The organism is Vibrio pomeroyi, assembly GCA_041879425.1.
In the GTDB taxonomy this organism is placed as follows: Bacteria; Pseudomonadota; Gammaproteobacteria; order Enterobacterales; family Vibrionaceae; genus Vibrio; species Vibrio pomeroyi_A.
Map to the genome: position 1 here is coordinate 1,017,534 of CP090855.1, position 19,592 is coordinate 1,037,125.

At 45.9% G+C, this 19,592-nt stretch carries 18 protein-coding genes; 8 read left to right on the forward strand and 10 right to left on the reverse strand.

The window, feature by feature from the left end; translation table 11 throughout:
* Positions 1 to 19 precede the first annotated feature (19 nt).
* On the forward strand, positions 20 to 430 hold the full coding sequence (gene tsaA, locus L0992_20440; protein XGB68770.1) for a tRNA (N6-threonylcarbamoyladenosine(37)-N6)-methyltransferase TrmO: 411 nt from the start codon (positions 20 to 22) through the stop codon (positions 428 to 430).
* A 56-nt stretch (positions 431 to 486) separates the two neighbouring features.
* On the opposite strand, the gene L0992_20445 is transcribed toward tsaA, so the two are convergent.
* From L0992_20445 to ascF, 3 genes are all read right to left on the reverse strand, one after another.
* On the reverse strand, positions 487 to 1,104 hold the full coding sequence (locus L0992_20445) for a bifunctional 4-hydroxy-2-oxoglutarate aldolase/2-dehydro-3-deoxy-phosphogluconate aldolase (protein XGB68771.1): 618 nt from the start codon (positions 1,102 to 1,104) through the stop codon (positions 487 to 489).
* A 31-nt stretch (positions 1,105 to 1,135) separates the two neighbouring features.
* Positions 1,136 to 2,566 (reverse strand): 6-phospho-beta-glucosidase, encoded by a 1,431-nt coding sequence (gene ascB, locus L0992_20450; GenBank protein ID XGB68772.1) that lies wholly within the window; start codon positions 2,564 to 2,566, stop codon positions 1,136 to 1,138.
* A 71-nt stretch (positions 2,567 to 2,637) separates the two neighbouring features.
* Positions 2,638 to 4,116, reverse strand: coding sequence for a PTS cellobiose/arbutin/salicin transporter subunit IIBC (gene ascF, locus L0992_20455; protein ID XGB68773.1), 1,479 nt, complete (start codon positions 4,114 to 4,116; stop codon positions 2,638 to 2,640).
* 242 nt (positions 4,117 to 4,358) lie between these two features.
* Between ascF and L0992_20460 the strand changes: the two genes are divergently transcribed.
* Together L0992_20460 and edd are read left to right on the forward strand one after the other, a co-directional pair.
* Complete coding sequence (locus tag L0992_20460; protein ID XGB68774.1) at positions 4,359 to 4,883, forward strand: gluconokinase; 525 nt, start codon at positions 4,359 to 4,361, stop codon at positions 4,881 to 4,883.
* On the forward strand, positions 4,880 to 6,676 hold the full coding sequence (gene edd / locus L0992_20465; GenBank protein ID XGB68775.1) for a phosphogluconate dehydratase: 1,797 nt from the start codon (positions 4,880 to 4,882) through the stop codon (positions 6,674 to 6,676). The genes L0992_20460 and edd overlap by 4 nt, the downstream gene beginning before the upstream one ends.
* A 73-nt stretch (positions 6,677 to 6,749) precedes the next feature.
* Here the strand turns inward: edd and L0992_20470 are convergent, their stop codons facing one another.
* On the reverse strand, positions 6,750 to 7,757 hold the full coding sequence (locus tag L0992_20470) for a LacI family DNA-binding transcriptional regulator (protein XGB68776.1): 1,008 nt from the start codon (positions 7,755 to 7,757) through the stop codon (positions 6,750 to 6,752).
* A 144-nt stretch (positions 7,758 to 7,901) separates the two neighbouring features.
* On the reverse strand, positions 7,902 to 8,603 hold the full coding sequence (locus tag L0992_20475; protein XGB68777.1) for a lipoate--protein ligase: 702 nt from the start codon (positions 8,601 to 8,603) through the stop codon (positions 7,902 to 7,904).
* A 240-nt stretch (positions 8,604 to 8,843) separates the two neighbouring features.
* On the opposite strand from L0992_20475, the gene L0992_20480 reads away from it, so the two are divergent.
* The 4 genes from L0992_20480 to L0992_20495 all read left to right on the forward strand — a co-directional run bounded on the left by L0992_20480 (position 8,844) and on the right by L0992_20495 (position 12,936).
* Positions 8,844 to 9,743 carry a homocysteine S-methyltransferase family protein gene (locus L0992_20480; GenBank protein ID XGB68778.1) on the forward strand — a complete coding sequence of 300 codons (900 nt, stop codon included), beginning with the start codon at positions 8,844 to 8,846 and terminating at the stop codon, positions 9,741 to 9,743.
* A gap of 132 nt (positions 9,744 to 9,875) precedes the next feature.
* Positions 9,876 to 10,886: a Gfo/Idh/MocA family oxidoreductase gene (locus L0992_20485; GenBank protein ID XGB68779.1), complete on the forward strand. Its 1,011-nt coding sequence runs from the start codon at positions 9,876 to 9,878 to the stop codon at positions 10,884 to 10,886.
* Positions 10,887 to 10,895: 9 nt separating this feature from the next.
* On the forward strand, positions 10,896 to 12,401 hold the full coding sequence (locus tag L0992_20490) for an SgrR family transcriptional regulator (GenBank protein XGB68780.1): 1,506 nt from the start codon (positions 10,896 to 10,898) through the stop codon (positions 12,399 to 12,401).
* Positions 12,402 to 12,537: 136 nt separating this feature from the next.
* Positions 12,538 to 12,936, forward strand: a complete 399-nt coding sequence (locus L0992_20495) for a DUF1090 domain-containing protein (protein ID XGB68781.1) — start codon at positions 12,538 to 12,540, stop codon at positions 12,934 to 12,936.
* A gap of 160 nt (positions 12,937 to 13,096) precedes the next feature.
* Here the strand turns inward: L0992_20495 and L0992_20500 are convergent, their stop codons facing one another.
* The 4 genes from L0992_20500 to L0992_20515 all read right to left on the reverse strand — a co-directional run bounded on the left by L0992_20500 (position 13,097) and on the right by L0992_20515 (position 17,326).
* Positions 13,097 to 14,227 (reverse strand): HDOD domain-containing protein, encoded by a 1,131-nt coding sequence (locus L0992_20500; protein XGB68782.1) that lies wholly within the window; start codon positions 14,225 to 14,227, stop codon positions 13,097 to 13,099.
* 238 nt (positions 14,228 to 14,465) lie between these two features.
* The gene (locus L0992_20505; protein XGB68783.1) at positions 14,466 to 15,521 is read right to left on the reverse strand and encodes an alcohol dehydrogenase family protein; all 1,056 of its coding nucleotides are present in this window, start codon (positions 15,519 to 15,521) and stop codon (positions 14,466 to 14,468) included.
* On the reverse strand, positions 15,518 to 16,036 hold the full coding sequence (locus tag L0992_20510) for a TetR/AcrR family transcriptional regulator (GenBank protein ID XGB68784.1): 519 nt from the start codon (positions 16,034 to 16,036) through the stop codon (positions 15,518 to 15,520). The genes L0992_20505 and L0992_20510 overlap by 4 nt, the downstream gene beginning before the upstream one ends.
* A gap of 168 nt (positions 16,037 to 16,204) precedes the next feature.
* Positions 16,205 to 17,326, reverse strand: coding sequence for a multidrug effflux MFS transporter (locus tag L0992_20515; GenBank protein XGB68785.1), 1,122 nt, complete (start codon positions 17,324 to 17,326; stop codon positions 16,205 to 16,207).
* A gap of 97 nt (positions 17,327 to 17,423) precedes the next feature.
* Between L0992_20515 and L0992_20520 the strand changes: the two genes are divergently transcribed.
* Positions 17,424 to 18,197, forward strand: coding sequence for a helix-turn-helix transcriptional regulator (locus L0992_20520; GenBank protein XGB68786.1), 774 nt, complete (start codon positions 17,424 to 17,426; stop codon positions 18,195 to 18,197).
* A gap of 100 nt (positions 18,198 to 18,297) precedes the next feature.
* Here the strand turns inward: L0992_20520 and uxuA are convergent, their stop codons facing one another.
* Positions 18,298 to 19,485: a mannonate dehydratase gene (uxuA, locus tag L0992_20525; GenBank protein XGB68787.1), complete on the reverse strand. Its 1,188-nt coding sequence runs from the start codon at positions 19,483 to 19,485 to the stop codon at positions 18,298 to 18,300.
* Positions 19,486 to 19,592: the final 107 nt, after the last annotated feature.

Consider the following 19,592-nt stretch of genomic DNA (forward strand, 5'->3'; position numbering starts at 1 on the left):
AACTGAACAGGAGCTAAACATGTCTACTGAACTGAAATTTATAGGCCGAATTACCACGCCCTATCACTCGGTTGCTGATTGCCCAAACAACATTCAACCGGACAACGGTCGGATATGCGAAATCAAATTAGACGCTGAGTTCCAACAAGGTTTACTGGGCTTACACAGTGGCGATCACATCTTGATATTGTATTGGTTAGAAGGCGCTAATCGAGATGAACTGATACAAAGCTGGGACGAAGAGATACCAACCAAAGGGACCTTCGCACTGCGTTCACCCCACAGGCCAAACCCAATAGGTGCAGCCATATTGCCGATTGAGAAAATCGAGAATGGCACAGTGACAGTAAGAGGTTTAGATTGCTTGAACAACACACCGCTGTTGGATATTAAGCCTGCGATCTATAAAGAGCTGAATGAAGGAAAATAAAAAAGGCCAGTATCAACTGGCCCTTTCATTTTCTATCTATATTGTTATCTATCGAACTATCTCGAACCGATAGCTCTAACTAATTCAGCAATTCCGTCCCAATCACCCTTATCCATTTTGTCGGTAGGAACCATCCAAGTTCCACCGCAGGCAACGACTGATTTTAGCGCTAAGTAAGAATCTACGTTAGCTGGGCTCACGCCACCTGTCGGCATAAAGTTAACTGGATAAACAGCCGTAAGTGCTTTCAACATAGCAACACCACCTGATGGCTCTGCAGGAAAGAACTTAAGTGTTTTAAGGCCCATTTCCATTGCTTGCTCGACTAGGCTCGGATTGTTAACCCCAGGTACAATCACAACGCCACGCTGCTGACAGTATTTTACCGTCGTTGGATTTAAGCCAGGGCTCACAATAAAATCAACACCCGCATCAATCGCAATATCCACCTGCTCTGTCGTTAGTATCGTACCAGCGCCAATCAGTAATTCGGGGTAGGCTTCACGCATCAAACGAATCGACTCTGCTGCCGCTTCAGTACGAAAGGTCACTTCTGCGCAAGGTAAACCATTTTCAACCAGTACTTTGGCAAGAGGAACCGCTTGGGCAACGTCGTTAATGGCGATCACAGGAACGATGCGAATATCTCTGAGTCGCTGCTCAATTGTTTTCATTATTCATTTCTCTCACTATCAAACAGACAAATTAAGCCAAGTCGCTGCCGTTGCTTGCGATCACTTTTTTGTACCAATGGAACGACTTTTTAGGAATACGATTTAACGTACCATTACCTAGGTTGTCTCTATCCACATAAATGAAGCCGTAGCGCTTACTCATTTCGCCAGTCGACGCTGCGACCAAATCAATACAACCCCAAGGTGTATATCCCATCAATGGAACACCATCTTCCATCGCTTCATGCATCGCAACAATGTGCTGACGGAGATAATCGATACGGTAGTCATCGTTCACCTCCCCCTTGTCATCTAAGGTGTCACGAGCGCCTAAGCCATTCTCAACCAAGAAAAGCGGTTTCTGGTAACGATCATATAGGGTATTCATCGTGATACGAAGACCAGTAGGGTCGATCACCCATCCCCAATCACTTGCTGGCAGGTGAGGGTTTTTGATTGACTTGACGACGTTCGCTGCACTCGTATTTCCTGCATTCATATCAGCGGAAGCACAGCGTGAAGCGTAATAACTGAAAGAGATGAAATCGACAGTATTTTTCAGGATCTCGAAATCTTCTTCTTGTGTTTCAAGCACCACACCTTTGTTATCAAATACTTTTTGAGCATAAGATGGGTAGTAACCACGTGATTGAACATCGATAAAGAATAGGTTCTCACGGTCTTTTTCCATCGCCATAAGTACATCTTCAGGCATACAAGAGTAAGGGTAGAAGTTACCGCCCGCCAGCATACAACCCACTTGATTTTGCTCATCAACTTCATGGGCAATTTTAGTCACTAAAGCACTCGCCACTAGCTCATGGTGGGCAGCTTGGTATTTCACTTGATCGTGATTTTCGCCTTCTTGGAACAACAATCCAGCACCAGAGAATGGGCTTGCCAGTAAGATATTAATTTCATTAAAGGTTAGCCAATACTTCACCAAACCTTTGTAGTTCTCGAAACAGGTTCTCGCGTAACGGCTAAAGAACTCAATCATCTTACGATTGCGCCACGAACCATACTCGTTCACCAAGTGCATTGGCACATCGAAATGACACAAGGTAACTAATGGCTCAATACCGTATTTCTTACACTCTTCAAAAACATCACGGTAAAAGTCTAACCCGGCTTGGTTCGGCTCTAACTCATCACCTTTTGGAAAGATTCGGCTCCATGCGATTGATACGCGAAACACTTTAAATCCCATCTCTGCCAGCAAGGCGATGTCTTCTTTGTAACGGTGATAAAAATCTATCGCGTTATGGCTTGGGTAGAACTCGTCTTCGCTGAGCGTCACCTTATCAACCTGACCAAGCTTAATTGGCATGCGGTTCGTACCGTAAGGAATCATATCTACGGTTGTAAGGCCTTTACCACCCGCTAAGTGAGCGCCTTCAGACTGGTTTGCGGCAATAGCGCCGCCCCATAAGAAATCTTCGGGAAATTGAATGTTTGACATCGAATACCTCGGAAACAATAAAAGTCACCTTACGATGAAGTAAGGTGACTGAATAAATTAATCAATTCTAATTAAGAAGCGGACACTACAGTGGTCTTCTCTTCAGCCTTGCCAGCTTCTTTCTTTGCTGGCTCTGAAGTTGCTTTCTCATCGGCATCATCTTCTGGAACATCTTCAAAGCCTAAAACTAGGGTTAGAACGAATGACAGAACAATAGACAATGCGATCAGACCGAACACCCAAACGATACTCATCGGGTCATTCACATCGAAGAACTGAACGCTCGTAAACAGGCTTGGTGCTGCCATCGAGTGACTCGCAAGACCACCCATACCCGCTAATGCACCTACGATGAAACCAGTAATCATTGTTGCGATAAGTGGGCGTTTAAGACGAACAAGCACACCGTACAAAGCAGGCTCAGAGATACCAGCGAAGATAGCTGAAGCACCCGCCGCTAATGATGTCTGCTTTAATGCGCTGTTTTTGGTTTTGTAAGCAACAGCTAGACACGCGCCACCCATACCAAGGTTGGCACCGATTTCTGAAGGCATAACCATACCTTCACGACCAGTCTCGGCAATGGTTTGAATAATTGTTGGAGTAAATACACGGTGCATGCCAGTCAAAACAAGTAGTGGCCACAATGCCCCCATGATAGCAACCGACAACCAACCTAGCGTGTCATGAATTGTGTAAACAAGCGCTGAAAGTGCAGTACCTACCCAAATACCAAATGGGCCGATCAGTACGATAGCAACCGGAGCTGCAATCAATACGATCAACATAGGTTTCAGGAAGTTTTTAGTCACAGCAGGGGTAATGCTATCTACCCAACGTTCTATGTAAGAAAGAGCCCAAGTCATCACAAGTACAGGAATAACCGTGTAGGTGTATTTTACTGACGTGATTGGGATTCCGAAGAAATCAACGTGCTTGCCTTCTGCAGCTTGCGCCATCAATTCCATAAAGTTCGGGTGAATCAAGACGCCAGCAATAGCAATGGAAAGAGACATATTGGTCTTGAACTTGATCGATGCAGAAGCGGCAACCATAACCGGTAGGAAGAAGAAAGCACCATCGCCAATCGCTTTCAAGATAATCAAAGTTGGCGCATTTGGCTCAACCCAACCCAGCATCTCAAGTACCATGGCGAGCAGTTTGACCATTGAAGCGCCAATGATTGCTGGGATAAGAGGCGACATGGTGCCAACCAGTGCATCCAACATTTTCGCACCAATTGACTTAGCCGTTAGCTTCTCTTTTTTAGCAGGAACCTCTGACTCAGATACAGTGGATAGCTCACAAAGCGCCATCACTTCTTTGTATGCATACGATACCTCGTTACCAATGATAACTTGTACTTTGTCTCCATTATCAACAACACCCATCACACCTTTCAGTGCTTTTAGTTTGTTGATATCGACGCCATCTTGGCTGTGTAAAACGAATCGTAGTCGAGTCATACAGTGTGTCAGGGCTGCCACATTTGTCTTGCCCCCAAGATGCTCAACAACAGATTTCGCAATTGCGCGGTAATCGTTGGCCATTTTATCCCCCAAAGATCTCTTTCCAGTGATTTTTAAACGCGAATATAGTGAGATGTGACTAATTTTCAGTCAGTAGGATGCAAAAACAATCACAATTGTTGTGAATTGTTGTTTTGTGTCCTTCATCACACTTCCTTAAGTTACCGGTAACATGTTACCGATAACACTTATAAGATAAAGCCATATTTACAAGCGATGTTCAAAATTGAGATCACGCGCAAATTTGTTAAGAGGATTGAGTTATGGCTGGTAGTAGTGTCATCGTCATGGGTGTCAGTGCTTGCGGGAAAAGCACGATAGGCGAGCAGTTGGCAAAAAAACTTGGGCGTAAGTTTATTGATGGTGACGACCTTCATCCTCGAGCAAACATTCAAAAAATGGCGTCAGGCCAACCTCTTAATGATGATGATCGTATTCCATGGCTGGAACGTGTTCGTGATGCAGCGTACAGCCTAGAAAGTAAAAATGAGCACGGCGTTATTGTGTGTTCTGCGTTGAAGAAGAAATACCGGGACCAAATTCGCGAAGGGAACAAAAACCTCACCTTTCTCTTTTTAGATGGCGATGTTGACCTGATCTTGCATCGAATGCGTCAACGCCAAGGCCACTTCATGAAAGAGAACATGATCAAAAGCCAATTCGAAACATTAGAAAGACCCGATCACGAGCCAGATACGGTTGTCATTAGCATTGATGGCGATATTGATGACGTTGTGGACTGTGCTGCGATTGTGCTTTCAATGACTGATGAGGCAGAAATAGCATGACCCTTCCAACCATCCAAGCGGTTACTCAACGATTAATCGAACGAAGCACAGCGGATCGTGAAGCGTTTCTAAACCGAACTAAACATCAAGCCTATGCAGGCAAAGGTGGCAAAGGGCTTTCTTGCGGCAACTTAGCTCACGCTGTCGCGGCTTCTTGTTCCGATGAGAAACGATCCATCCTTGATCTCACTAAGTCTAATGTGGCGTTAATCAGCTCTTACAACGATATGTTAAGCGCCCACCAGCCGTATCAACACTATCCTGATCAGATCAAAAAGGCATTAGCTAAGTTCGGCCACACGTCTCAAGTAGCGGGTTGTGTTCCTGCAATGTGCGATGGAGTAACTCAAGGGCAACCAGGAATGGATATGTCTTTATTCTCAAGAGACTTGATTGCTCAATCTACGGCTTTGTCACTTAGCCACAATGTGTTTGATTCAACACTTTTACTTGGCATTTGCGACAAGATAGCCCCGGGGCAGTTAATAGGCGCACTCTCTTTTGCGCATCTGCCCACGGCATTTGTTCCAGCAGGATTAATGGCAACGGGCATCAGCAACGAAGAGAAAGTACACGTCCGCCAAGAGTATGCTGCAGGTAAAGTAGGTAAAAATGCCTTACTGGATATGGAGTGCAACGCTTATCACTCAGCGGGCACCTGCACTTTTTACGGCACAGCCAATACCAATCAGCTGGTATTTGAAGCAATGGGCTTGATGCTACCGGGCTCAGCGTTTATTCACCCTGACTCTGAATTGCGCGCATCACTGACTCAGCATGCTGCAATCGAAATCGCCTCGATGACACCACAAGCTTCAGGTTTCCGCCCACTTTCTGAAGTCTTTACCGCTAAAAGCTTAATCAATGGCATTGTTGCCCTACTCGCCTCAGGAGGCAGTACTAACCACAGCATTCACATGGTTGCGGTCGCACGTGCAGCAGGGTTTATTCTGACTTGGCAAGACATCAGTGATCTATCCGATGTGGTGCCTTTACTTGCTCGAGTTTACCCCAACGGGCCTGCAGATATGAATGCATTCCAAGCGGCGGGAGGAGTACCCGCGCTATTGCGCCGTTTAGATCAAGCCAACTTACTGCACCGAGATGTCACACCTACCTTTGGCTCATTTGAAGATCAAATGAGTATCCCAGAGTTGGAAAATGGAAAGCTAACGTGGAAAAAGTGCGAGCAGTCGGCAGACGCAGAGGTAATTGCAGGTCCAGAACAAGTATTCCAAAGCACAGGTGGAACGCGAGTCCTTTCAGGGAACCTTGGCAAGGCAGTGATTAAGGTGTCAGCTGTTGCAGAAGAGCAACGTGTAATAGAAGCACCTGCGGTAGTTTTTGATTGCCAACACAAGGTAGAAGCCGCGTATCAACGAGGTGAGCTCAACAAAGACTGCATTGTTGTGGTGATAAACAATGGCCCAGCAGCAAACGGGATGCCGGAACTGCACAAGCTCATGCCGATTCTAGGCAACATACAAAAACAAGGTTTTAAAGTGGCTCTGGTTACTGATGGTCGCCTCTCTGGTGCATCAGGAAAGATCCCGTCTGCAATTCATGTCTCTCCGGAGGCTATTCGAGGCGGAGCCATTGGGCTTATTCGCGAAGGCGATATTCTGCGCTTAGATTGTGCGAGTGGTGAACTCAATAACCTCAACGACATGCAGTCTCGCCAAGCGAGAGTGTTTGAGGTAGACGCCAACCAACAAACCATGGGGCGCAACCTATTTAGCGTGATGCGCCAAAGCGTTTCGAGTGCAGAACAAGGGGCGAGTTTTATCGTCTAACTGTGTTATCGCTTAAATGTAAACGCAAAAGGGGCATCATTTCGATGCCCCTTTCGGTTTCCACGATACTTGGTTAAACGCTTTCGCCATCAGTGATGCGATAGCCCATATCCACTACCGTTTCCGCGACTGGCTCACCTTTCAATCGGGCAAGCAGTAGCTCGGCACTTTTCTTACCTATTTCATAACGTGGCGTATCCACACTGGTCAGTTTGGGGCGTATCGTTTGACCGATATCTAGAGCGTTATAGCCCACCACAGATAGCTGTTGCGGCACTTGGATTCCACGTTGTTGGGCAATGAGCAAGGTACCTATCGCGATGTCATCATTGGTGCAGAACACGCCATCTAGATCTGGATAATCTGCAAGAGCGCGATCAAGCAGATCCTCAGCCAAAGAGAAGTTAGAGTGCTGTTCAGTCAACACGTGCTTAGGCTCTAATCCAGCCTCATGCATCGCTTTGTCATAGCCTTGCAAACGCAATTTAGTTCGCGCATCCAGTCGAGCGCCAAAGTAAGCAATAGAGCACTTACCGGCTTCAATCATGCGCTTCACGACGTGATAAGAAGCATCGATGTGGTCTAAGCCGACAACCATATCAATCGGTTTACTCGGCAATTCCATGGTTTCAACCACAGAGACCCCAGAGTTCTTAATCATCTGTAACGTGCGGGGGGTGTGGTGGCTTTCTGTCAATATCAACCCATCAACTTGATACGAAAGCAGCGAAGCAATTTTTTCCTCTTCTTCCACAGCATCATAGCTAAAGTGAGCGAGCAACGTCTCGTAGCCGTTCTCTTTGGTAACCGTTTCGATACCTTGAACAAACGCGGCAAAGATTTGGTTTGATAATGAAGGGAGCAAGATACCGATCGCTTTACTCGACGACTTAGAGAGCATCGCTGGCGCTTTGTTTTCGATGTATCCCATCTCTTCAATAACCGCAGCAATTTTCTCGCGAGTTTTGGCTGCAACTGAATCGGGATTACGCATGTAACGAGAGACGGTCATCTTGGTGACGCCTACTTTGTCTGCCACATCTTGAAGTGTGGTTCGAGTTTTCTTGTGCGGCTCTTTCATAACTATGTGAACTCTTTATTATGTTACAAGTAACATTATAAAGTTTCCGCTCCCTCAACTTCAACCCATTCGTTCTCATCAACACATAGTTTTGGAATTTTTCGTCCCCCAACTAGTTCGTATAGAGTTTAAAGTAGACTCATACTACGCATACTTGATGAAGGTTTGGCTTAACTGCTGAAAGAGTGAATCTACGTTGGGTAGAGGCGTCACATGCGCGGACAACAGCGTATGAACCTGCGCATCAACCACGGTCGGGTTATCGCAAATTTGATTATAAAAATTCACTGGCGCAACGATGTTCTCTAAGTCAACGTCGAGCAAAATACAGGCTTGTGAAAGTACGATTTGACCGCCTCCTCGTTTCAACAAAACACGCTGAGCAGTACCCACTATTTTTTGTTTATTGATATTGAGGTTGTAGTCGCCGTCACAATAAGAACCGGGAGTCGCGTGTACATCCACATCCACGCCTAACTCTTTAAAAAACAGGGTCAAGACATTGCAAAGATGCAGGTACGCTTTTTGAATATTGTAAGCTTCATCACGAGGCCAATGGTAAATGTGCGATAGGTTAATGATCCCCGGTAATTGGGGAACGGGAGCGCCACCCGTTTTACGCGAAGAGAGTTGCCAACCTTGTGCCTCGAGTTGCTTTCTAGACTCTACCGTCACTGGCCACTTTTTACCTGCAGGCAAAACGAGTGTCGGCGTTTTTGCTTGCCACAGCATTAAGGCTTGTCCAATCTCACCAGCCTGTATTTGCTGCAATAGCTCATCTTCTTTTTCAAACGCACGCTCAACATCAATGTGCGGGTAACGCACGAGCTTATTCGATAACTTCAATGCACTTTTCCTCTACAGATTGTGGTGACCGACCATTTAACATTCCGCAATGGTTAATGAGACAAACATATCTCTAAAATCCAATGCAGCATAGCACCAATTACCTCTCCAGCCCTTTTCCTTGTGTTATTGAGATGTATTGACTTAGCTAAACCACTTCCACTTTGATGGCTTCTGTCTGACAAGGTTGTCTGATATGGTGACGGCAGAACTTCAGCAATTGTTTAGATAGTATTGAATATGAAAACACTAACCATACTTGATGGCGGCATGGGCCGAGAACTCAAAGAAATTGGTGCGCCATTCTCACAGCCTCTTTGGAGCGCTCAAGCACTGATTGAAGCACCTGAATTTGTTAGCCAAGCGCATCAAAACTTTGTCGATGCAGGCGCTGAACTCCTGATAACAAACAGCTATGCGTGTGTGCCTTTTCATTTGGGTGAAGATCTCTTTGCACAACGAGGCTTTGAGCTAGCGGCTCTATCTGGTGAACTGGCTAAGGCAGTTGCTGACAATGCACCTCACACAGTTAAAGTTGCAGGTGCGATTCCGCCACCGTTTGGCAGCTACCGACCAGACTTGTTCAAGGTCGAAGAAGCGGCTCCAATCATTCAAACCCTTTACGATGCGCAAGATCCAAACATCGACCTTTGGATCGCGGAAACAATCTGTAGCCTGCAAGAATTCGAATCCATTCATGCGGTACTTAAGCAGTCCGATAAGCCGTGCTACTACGCTTTTAGCTTGGAAGACGCTAAGGGTGACTCTGCCAACATTCGTTCTGGCGAGAGCGTAACAGACGCCATCAAGCTGGCCTGCCAATCTAACGCGAAAGGCATTATGTTTAACTGCTCAGTGCCTGAAGTAATGGACCAAGCCATCATCGATGCTAAACAAGTAATTGAAGAGTTAGGCTGTGATCTAGACATCGGTGTCTACGCCAATAACTTTGCGCCGATCAGCAGCGAACATGAAGCGAATGACATGCTTCAAGAGATGCGTGAGTTAGATGGCCAAGGTTACTTAGCTTACGCAAAACGTTGGTACGCATTGGGTGCCAATATTGTTGGTGGTTGCTGCGGTATTGGGCCAAAACACATTCAGGCTTTAGCTGATTGGAAGCGCTCAATACAAGGCTAGTCATGCACAGCAAAGCGCAGCACAAACAAAACAAGCTAATTAAAAATAGAGAACAGGTTGAGAAATCTGTTCTCTATTTGTATTGGGCAACTCTAAGTACACTTATTACAAAGCAAAGATTTGGAGTAAGTAATGAGCAACATGCAACGCAAGATTAAATGGGGCATCGCTGGATTAGGTAACATCGCTAACCGCTTTGCGACTGCACTCACCGAGCATTGCTCACATGGCGAACTCTATGCGGTGTCAGCACGAGATCACTCAAGAGCCACTCTGTTTGCAGATAAATTCGGTTGCGACAAGGCTTATGGATCTTATGAAGCCATGGCGCAAGACCCAGATGTTGAAGCGGTATACATAGCCACGGTTCATCCTTATCACAAGCCTTTGGCTGAACTGTTTCTAAGCCATAAAAAGAACGTGCTGGTAGAAAAGCCAGCCTTCACCAACCTCGGCGATTTGCTGGAGATGAAAGCCCTCGCAGAGCAAAACGGTGTGATGCTGCTAGAAGCGATGAAGACCGTCGTGTTCCCCGCTTATCGAGAGCTCACGTCATTCTTAACCAACAACAAGATTAAGATTGATTCGGTAGAAGCCAGCTTTGGTAACCATCACGATTATGACCCTGATTTGTTTATCTTCAACCCGGACTTAGCAGGTGGAGCAACGCTCGATGTTGGCGTCTACGGACTGTGGTTTTTCTACGATTTATGCCGCACGCTTGGAGTTACACCTTCCAGCCCTCAAGTAGAAATGTCGAGCCTTTATGAGGGTTCAAATGTCGATACCGACTCATGCTTCCAGTTTTCTGGCGAGATCAACGCCACCATCTCGGCATCGACAGTGCACAACCTACCACGCACTGCACGATTAAGTGGCTCAGATATCACCATCACGATTCAAGAAAAATGGTGGAACCCTGCCTACATCGAGGTTGAATATCAGAATGAAACCGTCACCATCGAGCACCCAATTCAAGGTAATGGGTTCGAATATCAAATCGAACACTTCTCACAGCTGGTGTTAGAGGGAAAAACGCACTCCGATATCCTAAGCTCAGAGGTAAGTGCTCACGTACTGGATACCATGGAGAAAGCACTCATTGATGCTGGCTACCAACACTTAACTCAACCTAAGATTTAGGACTTCGAATTGGGCAACCTTAAGCGAAAGCTTGAACTGTATGAAAAGATATTTCAGGCTTTTGGGCCTGGAGTATCACGCTGCCAAGTTAGCCAATTAGCAGCGCTACTGCATGTGAGTGAACGTCACGTTCAAACTCTATTGAAAGCAATGACAGCGCAAGGCTGGATTGAGTGGCAAGCCAGTTCGGGGCGTAATAAAAAGGCGCAGCTTACGTGTCTTATTGAGCCGATTGAAGCGTGTTACCAATACGCCCAAAGCCAAGCAGATTCAGGCAATATTGAGCAGGTGTTTAACACCCTAAGCTTCAATGGCCGCAACGCTGGCTCTGAGTTACAAACCTTTCTGAGCAGCAACAATCATTCAACACAGAACGTCGCGTATGTTCCCTTTCACCGAGAACTTGAAGTACTCCACCCTCAGCGTGTACTAAGGCGTACTGAACGTTTCTTAGTGATGCAGATTTGCCAACGCCTCACTGCAATTCAACAAGGGAAGCTCAGCGGTGATTTGGCTTATCATTGGCAACCTAATGAAGATGCTACCGTTTGGCATTTCCAAGTTCGTAATGGTGTTCAATTCCATAACGGTCGAAAGCTTGAAGTCCAAGACATAGTGCGTTGTCTCTCCTCACTCTCTAAGAGCAAACTCTGGCGTCGTTGCTATCAACATATTGTTGAAGTCTCGGCTGTCACTGGCGATGTGATCAAAGTGACTCTGAGCGAGCCTGATTGGCATTTGCCTCGATTACTGGCTAGAGCTGAGGCTTCGATATTTGAGAACACATCAGAAGATAAACTTATCGGCTCCGGTGCGTTCGCTTTGGACATCTTTTCAAGCAAGATGATGAGGTTAAACCGCAACAATGCCTATTCACACAGCACACCGATTCTCAATCGAGTCGAGCTTTGGGTTTATCCTGAATGGTCAAAAACTAAGGCATGTGCGCAAAACCAAGTGTGCGTCAAAGTGCCAGAGAAAACGATCGCGGTGAGTGGAGCGCGCCATTCAGATCTACAGAATTACGGGTCAATCTTCTTTAAGATTCAAAACCCAAAGCTGTCGAAAACCACTCGTGATTTCACCGTTGAGGACACCTCTGAATGCCAAGCGCTTTTCGAGCAATTATCAATATCTGGCGATCAAAAAACCAATGTCGAATACGGGCACTACACGGCGACCAAAGACATAGCCCTATGCAGTATTATTGATGAAAACGACACCTTCTCTTCATGGTTGAGCTTCTTTACTCGTTTCCCTTTTGAAGACTTATCGCTAGCCACAGAGATGCTAAATACTATTGGGCAAGGGATCACCTCAATTCGACGCGAGCCAGACATCGTTCTAGCAATGAATAGGCTGTTTGAACTTAGACATTGGCTAGATGAAACCGGGGTTGTGGTTGAACTCAAACAGGAGGCGTTTAACTTGGAAGTATCAGAAAAGATTCAGGCCGCTCAAGTGGATGGATTCGGTTGGTGCGACCTCGGGGATGTGTGGATTAGTCATATCTGAAGCACTCCTTGATAGAGATAAATCTTTAGGCACAAAGACTTATCTTTAACACTCCTCTGCCAATAGCACACAACGGGAGTGTTAGATTACGATGGAAACTCGACTCAAATTCAATAGACCCATTAGAAGGTAAATCATGAATCGATATCTAAAAGGCTCAATGCTGTTTCTCTGTGCATTTTCATTTAACAGCATGGCAAGCACTGAATGCGACGCGCTCACAGGTTGTGAGAAGAAGTTCTGCGAGATCGAATACCAAATCAAGAAAGCGGAACAGTACGACAATCAGTACAAAGTGGAGCGATTAACAAAAGCGTTAAAAGCTGCGAAAGAGAACTGCACCAATGAAGGTTTGAAAGACGACCTCCGTGAAAAAATCGAATCCAGTGAGGAAGATTTGGCCGAATACAGAGCCGACTTAGAAGAAGCCAAACAAGACGACAAAGCCGATAAGGTCCAAAAGTACCAACATAAGATCGACAAGGAACTGCGCAAGATCGATAGCTTAAAGCAGCAACTGGCTGAGATCCCCTAAACCGCTGTTGCGGTCAATTCAAAACTAAATACAGTCAACCAAAAACAAAAATGGTCTTACTGATTCGTAAGACCATTTACAATCTACCGCTGAAAAACAGTGTCCAGAATTAACACGACTAATCCCCAGCTCCTAGGTCACGAAGCCCTAAGCCACCAGCTTATCCTGCCAATGCTACTTCAGACTCTTTATAGATACGGTTAGCCACTTCGAATGCCGCTGGTGACATCAGCGTTTCTTTGCATCGCGCTTTAAACTGCTCAATATCAATAGCCTGCTCTTCCAACAAGTATTTCAGCTCACTTAGGTAGTTAGCCTCAAACACGGCTTGGCCAAGCGGTGTGCATTCGTATCGGCTCGATTCTTGGTATCCGATCACCGTCAGCACCGATTCCGGCATTTCCCAAAACTTCGCAATGGTGTAGGTCAAACGAATGGAGTAGCTGTTCATCAAACGCTTCAATGCTAACGAATTCGGCGGAACAGAAGGGTCTACATGTTTGAAGGCTTCAACCATCATTTGGAAGATGATCATCTTGCCCAGATTACGAATTAACCCAACAAAGTAGGCTGTGGCTCGGTCTTCTTGAGCTTGTGATTCTTTCATCAGCTCTTTAGAAAAGGACGCAGTTTGGATGCTGTGATTCCAAATCTTCTCACCGAAATGACGCCAGTAAATGTTATTGCCCGGCGTAAAGTTCTTCATGTAAGAATTCACCACTCCTTCAATTAGCCCTTGTGAGCCCATATTTAGGAAAGCGGTTTTTAAGTCGGTAACTTGTTTTTCACTGCGTTTGTAGAAGGCGCTGTTAGCCAGTTTAATCACATCGGCTGCCATGCTTGGCTCACGCTCAATCACTCTCAACAGTGCCTCAACATCAAACTCATCATTCTGTAGTTCGCCCATTAATGTAGTGACAGAGGCAGGCATAACAGGTAACTCATTCAGCAACGCTTTCGGAGAACGAATCAAACGTTCGATTTGGCAAGCCACAAAATCGCTAAACGGATCTGACTCTGTTCTCAGGCGTGATTCTCCAAACAGATAATCAAGAAACTCCCCATCGTGAAGGCTCATCGTTTTATCGACAATTAATAATGATGGCTGAGCAGACGAAGGCGGAACAAAGATTGAAGAGCGAGGCGTGACTTGCGCTGCTTTAACACTTTCCTGTTCAGAGGTCGTTTGTTGGGAGGTAGCTTGTTGGGAGACACTTTTTGAAGAATGACTTTGCTTACTTTGATTAGCAACGAAAGGGGAAAATAGTGCCTGCAATACCCTTTTAAACATCAATACGGCTCCTAGATGAATACAACATAGATCGGGATATATAAGGGCGGTGATTATTGCACAGGCAACTCATAAACCATACAGTGATAAATGAATCATTAATTTTTCAGCTGTATAGGATCTGTTACTCAACGATTTGCTAGGCCAAGCCCCCCCCCAGCATTCGCCAGAAACAAAAAGAGCGAGCAAATAAAGCTTGCTCGCTCTTCCATCAATCTAAATCGTGCAGCTGACTAAATTAGCGCTCTGCTACTTCTAGTACGATCTTGCCGACGTGCTTTTTCTTCAAGAACTCATCTTGTGCAGTATGGATATCAGCCAATGGGAAAGACTCCGCGACAATCGCGCCGATCTGCTGTTTCTCAATGCGGTTAACCAGATTTTGGAATACTTGTGGTTCTAAAACTGTGCAACCAAAAAAGCTAAGGTCTTTCAGATACAGAGTACGAACATCAAGCTCGACCATCGCACCACCAATTGCACCAGAGACGGCATAACGGCCGTGCGGTTTTAGAACGTCAAGAAACTCTGGCCATTTGTCACCGGCAACCAAATCGATAACCACATGCACACTGTTTACACCTAATGCTTTTACCAAATCAGCATCACGAGCAATCACTTCATCAGCACCTAATTCAAGTAGCTGTTCATTCTTGCTTGGGCTAGTAATTGCAATCACGTATGCACCGCGTGCTTTCGCCAATTGAATCGCCGCCGAACCGACACCGCCCGATGCGCCAGAGATAAGTACGCGATCACCTTCAGCCACATTTGCGCGAGTCAGCATGTTCTCTGCCGTCGAGTAAGAACATGGAAAAGAGGCTAGCTCAACATCCGACATAGTGCTGTTCACCGCATAAGCGTGTTTCGCGGCGACTTTTGTGTATTCAGCAAAACCACCATCGCACTCAGAACCGAAATACCATGGCTGTGGCAGATCTCGTCCGTACACTTCCGTTAAACAAGGCTCGATAAGAACGCGCTCACCAATACGGTCAACAGAGACTTCATCACCAACTGCAACGATGAAACCGCACACGTCAGCACCTTGGATTCGAGGGAACTTTAGCGCTTCACCCGACCAGCTTGCATCGTCTGAATCGTCACTTTTTGAGTACCAACCAATTCGCGTATTGATATCCGTATTGTTAACGCCTGCCGCCATCACTTTGATCAGCACTTCATTAGGTTCGATTTGAGGAACAGCGATATCTTCGCGGTAGCCAAGCATTTCTGCTCCGCCGTGACCCAACATCTCTACGCCTTTCATTGTCTTTGGTAGTTCGAATTTCATCGTGTTTCCTCGAGTAATTTTGTAACCATATTCTGTGCTGATGCCACCGCTTCTTCGCCTAATACTGGCCACGCGCTTGATACGCCTTCATGAAGTAAAAACAGTGGTGTCGCGAGATCATCTCGCAGGCTCTGCTTGCCTATAAGCAAACGAACTTGTTCTTTATGTTGCGTAACCGATTGGTTGATAAGCTCATTATCTGGAAATGCAGCAATCGCATTCATCGACATACACCCATGCGGCGCATACTCTTCTAACCATTGTTGAAGCTTGTTGAAGATATGAGTGACAGATTCCAATCCAGCCTCTGGCGACGCCTCCAGTAAGAAGTCGAGATAGCGTTGGTGTCGGTATTCCAATGCACCAACAATCATCGCTTCTTTTGAAGGGAAATGTTTATACAGGGTTCTTAGGCTTACACCGCACGCTGTTTTCAGCTGTGCAACGCTCGGCTCAGCAAAACCTTGTTGGCTGAACGCTACTTCAAGGCTTGCTGCAATCTGTTCTCTCAACATAGTGCTCTCTCAATACCTGACAAAGGGTAGAATGATTGTTCTACTTACAGGGTAGAACGATCACTCTACCCATGTCAACATCCTAATTTACGAATGAATAAAATGAAAAATTCCGCGCCCAATAGGATACGGAATTTATCGATATAGATGAGAGACTTACCGTTTAAGCTAGAGTCTACTGCGTATCGTCACCGACACAGATAGCGCACCACAAAGTACCAACACCACACCTAGATCTTGAATCATTCCCGCTAAAGCAAGCCCTGAACCAATTAAGGTGTAATACATCAAACCAAACAGTGCGCCTGCACTTCCTGCTTGAGATTGATAGCGAACCAACGCACGGCTCAATACATTAGGGATCGCAATGCCAAACGCCATAACCACCAGCATCATCGGAAGTAGGAACCAGATCGTGTGTTGTGAAAAATACACACCCACCGCACCTAATATTTGGAGCCCTGCCGCTAAGCTAATCAAAGAGATAGATGATACTTGTCGCTTCAATAGTGCTTTGTTAACCAAGCTTCCCAACAAGGTTCCGAATCCAAGCACCACACCACTATAACCAAACTGCTCGATGCTGAATCCAAGCTGTAAGAAGGTGAATGAACCCAGTTGGTAATACGAGAACAGCGCAATATTGAACGACGCCACAAGCAGTGCTGATAGCCAAATGCCACCGTCTTTAATCATATGAATACTGAGCGATTTCAATTGCAATGGCTGCTTAGATTTTTGCGTTTCAGGCAGCGACCATAAGCTATGTGCCAGCAACGCTAATACCATAATAAATAAGGCAATAAACACATATTGATGCCCGCCAGCTTGGCTTAATTGACCACCAAGTAGTAACCCGATGATTGGGCTAATCGACAACCCCATACCCATGTAACCAAACACCTTGGCTAGCTCTGTGCCGCGAAAAGCATCTCGAAGCATGGTTTGAGTGACGACAGAGCCAACCGCAAGTCCGAAAGCGCCCATTGCTCTTGCTATCATCAACCACGTAAAACTGTCGGTTTGCATGGCTATGAGTGCAGAACAGGCGAATAATCCGATCCCCAATAACATGGTGAGACGACGTCCCCATTTATCCGCTAACACGCCCCATACCACTACACCCACCGCAAATGCAGAGAAGTAAATCGATAGGGTTTGAGCGGCTTGTGTGTAACTGACATCAAAGGATTTCGATATTGAATCCAGAGTCGGGCTATAGATGGTTTCTGCGATTTGAGGGAACATCAACAGCAGCACCATTTGCCATAAAGAAGGTTTTGTTTTCATCATTTTTCCAAGACCAGTGAACTTGACGCGAAGTCTAGGGGAAACTAACCTTGGCTCGTTAACAACATTAAAACCAAAAACAACAAGATTGGGACAAATGGCATTAATTAGTGAGACCATCGAGTTTGATGCAGACAGCTTACCCGCGCCTGTAATTGGCATTGCCGCAGAGCTAGGCAAACATGACTCGGGCATACATCACCACGTTAAGGGGCAGCTTCTGTATGCTCCGCAAGGCTGTATCACCTTGACCTTAGAAAACGCCCTTTGCATTTTACCGCCGACCAAAGCCGTGTGGATCCCGCCCTATACCAAGCACCGAGCGCAAATGACTAATGTAGTCGCCTATCGCTCGCTCTATTTCGATAGCAGCATTTACACCTGCCCGGAGGCCATTGAGATTGTGGAAGTGAACGAGCTTTTGAAGGCGCTGATCAATAAGATGGCTTTTTGGGATTGGAACATCTCACCGGAGCAAACCACCAACACCGCCAACCTATTCTGGGAAGAATTTTACAGCGCCAATCAGCATTCGTTCATCTTGCCGCTACCGACAGATCGCCGATTCAAACGCTTTTGTGAACAAGTTAGAAGCGATTCATTCTTAGCCCCCGGGTTATCGACATTAGCTGATTCAGTTGGGGCAAGCACTAAAACCATCACTCGATTGTTCAAGGCAGAAACAGGCATGACTTATCAAGAATGGCGACAACAGTGGCGCTTGTTTAAGGCAATTGAACTACTCTCAGAAAACCGACAAGTCGGCGATGTCGCGCATCTGTTAGAGTTTTCATCCAACAGCGCGTTTATTGCCTTTTTCAAACAACAAACCGGACAAACCCCGTTGGCCTTTACCAAATTAGGGGCGTGATTGTAGTAATCCAAACTCTTAAGTTTTACTTAGCTCAGACACAAAAAAACCAGAACATAAGTTCTGGTTTTTAGAAGTATTTTAAAGCTAGATGCAATCGTTACTTGGTATAGAAAGCACGTTTCAATGCCATCTCTAAACCACGAACTTCAGCTAAGCCTTTCAATCGACCAATTGCCGAATAGCCAGGGTTCGTGGTTTTCTTTAGGTCATCCAACATTTGATGACCGTGGTCCGGACGCATTGGAATTAAACGGTGATCGCCCACTTCTGCACGACGATTTTCTTCATCCAAGATAGCCATTACAACGTTGTACATGTCCACATCACCATCTAGGTGCGCCGCTTCGTGGAATGTCATTGGGTTGCTCTCTTCACGCTTGGTTGAGCGCAAGTGCGTAAAGTAGATTCGGTCACCGTGCTTTTTGATCATATTAACCAAGTCGTTGTCGCCACGCACACCGTATGACCCTGTACACATCGTCAAACCGTTCATTTTACTCGGCACATGTTCGGTCAACCAATCGATATCTTCGATCGTAGAAACGATGCGAGGCAAGCCTAGAATTGGACGCGGTGGATCGTCTGGGTGAACCGCCATCTTCAAACCACTCGCATCACAGATAGGCATCAGCTCAGCAAGGAAGTAAGACATATGCTCACGTAGTTTATCTTTGTCGATGCCCGCATAGCGGTCTAGCTGTGCTTGAAACGCTTCAAGTGTGTAGCCTTCTTCAGCGCCCGGTAGACCCGCAATGATGTTGTTAGTCAGTTGTTGGATTTGCTCTGGCGTCATATTGTTGAAGTAATCCAACGCCTGTACTTGCTCTGACTCTGAATAGTCCGATTCTGCACCCGGACGCTTCAAAATATGCAGCTCAAATGCCGCAAACGCAATTTGGTCAAAGCGCAGTGCGCGAGAGCCATCTGGCATTTCAAATTCTAAATCAGTACGTGTCCAATCCAACACAGGCATGAAGTTATAACAAACCGTGTCAATGCCGCACTCAGCAAGGTTAGACAGAGTTTGTTTATAGTTATCGATCCACTGCTGGTAGTTACCAGTTTGAGTTTTGATCTCTTCGTGCACAGGCACACTTTCGACTACCGACCACGTTAAGCCTTTCTCTTCGATAATGGCTTTGCGCTTCAGGATTTCTTCTTTTGTCCAAACTTCACCATTTGGAATATGGTGCAGTGCATTCACAATACCAGTTGCGCCCGCTTGACGAATATCATCTAGCGAAACTTGATCATTAGGGCCGTACCAACGCCACGTTTGTTCCATGAGACTTACCTTTCTTTAAGACGCACTTAGCCGGCTCGAATTAATCAAGCTAAATGCAATAACGACTTCTTAATGGCAGCAATGACAATTACTGCCCGAGATAGCAC